Origin of the sequence: Nocardioides sp. CPCC 206348 (assembly GCF_048654705.1) — a bacterium.
In the GTDB taxonomy this organism is placed as follows: domain Bacteria; phylum Actinomycetota; class Actinomycetes; order Propionibacteriales; family Nocardioidaceae; genus Nocardioides.
The window spans coordinates 153-785 of record NZ_JBMCZA010000108.1 but is presented as its reverse complement, the minus strand read 5'-3'; the positions used below and the strand labels follow the sequence as shown (position 1 = coordinate 785).

The following is a 633-nucleotide window of genomic DNA, read 5'->3' as shown; positions in this document are numbered from 1 at the left end:
TCGGCCACCACCGTGTACTCCTCGGTGCTCTCCGGCACGTTGGTGTAGTACGCGTTGTTCGGACCACAGTCATCGATGACGTCCGGCTCGGCAGGAGCCGTCGCAGGACACGGCGCGTTCGAGTCCACGGGCGCCGGGTAGCTGTGGGTGGGCAGGTCGCCCTCGAAGACGTAGCCCTCGTTGGCGGTCAGCAGGATGCTGCCGTCCGGGTTGATCGTGACGGAGTAGTTGCCGGCCGGCACCGGGTTGTAGGCGGCGTTGCCCGGACCACACGGGTCGTTGACCGTCAGGTCAGGCGCAACCACCAGGCCCGGCGGAACGTACGGCGGGCACTCGGCATCGATGTCGAGCTCGTTGGAGTTCTCGCCGTCCAGCGGGTGCCGGATCGCGATCGAGGCGATCTGTGCGTCGTTGAAGAAGAAGGGGAAGGAGACGGGGTCGGGGAAGTCGTTCGGCGTGTCACGGATGATGACCGTCTGGGCCTTCTCGCCGATCTCCGGCGTCGCGGAGTACTTGCAGATGACCACCTTCTTGGTGTTGATGTCTGCAAGGGCCACCACCTTCGCCACGAGGCGGGCGCCGGTGTCGGCGGCCTTGCCCGCGGGGACCGCGTCCTCGGGGATCTCGATCGGC

Annotated in this window: 1 protein-coding gene; it reads right to left on the bottom strand. The window is 67.0% G+C overall.

Annotated elements, in window-relative coordinates; all coding sequences use genetic code 11:
* Nucleotides 1-633 (bottom strand): hypothetical protein (locus tag ACOADB_RS06075; RefSeq protein WP_378597058.1); only part of this gene is annotated, 633 nt, incomplete at both ends.